Here is a 629-nt window from a genome sequence, read left to right as displayed (position 1 = left end):
AAACCCTCGTGATGTTGTATTATGCGCATCAGAAGCAATGAAGTGGGTTAAATTCGCCTCAACCAGTTGGTGGGAGAACTTCTGCAGATTTTTGCCGAATTTGCCGCATAAACTGCCTGCCGTTATTTGGGTTAATGACCCTTTTTTAACAAACTCATACAGCATCGATGGATGTTCGATTAGTACTTGGTTACGCTCAGGATGCACAATCACCGGTTTATAGCCGGCAAGCTGGATATCGAAAAGCATCTGCTTCGCATAGCGTGGAACACTGCTGGACGGAAATTCAACAAACAGGTATTTCGAATGGTTCAACGATTGAATAATGCCATCTTCAAGCTCGTCGATGATCTCCCCATTCATGCGGATTTCCTGCCCTGGAAGAATGGTTAGCGGAATATCCTCTTCCTGAAATAAATCATTTAACACGTTCACATGCGTTATAATATCCTGCTTGCTATTTTCATATTTTCCATTCATATGGTGCGGAGTTGCAATGATGGTATCAATCCCCTGATCAACCGCAGCGTTCGCCATCGCGATACTGTCCGATTCCGTTTGGGCGCCATCATCAATTCCTGGCAATATATGACAATGTATATCAATCATGAAAATCACTTCCTAACATT

Annotated in this window: 1 protein-coding gene; it reads right to left on the bottom strand. The window is 43.1% G+C overall.

Features of this window, described 5'->3' with window-relative positions:
* Positions 1 to 609: tyrosine-protein phosphatase (locus tag AC3G7N_RS21530; RefSeq protein WP_489424175.1), on the bottom strand; the 609-nt coding region annotated here is incomplete at its 3' end.
* Positions 610 to 629: the final 20 nt, after the last annotated feature.

The organism is Virgibacillus carmonensis, from assembly GCF_057836705.1.
Note: the sequence above shows the minus strand (reverse complement) of the source record. Positions and strands in the feature narration are given on the sequence as shown.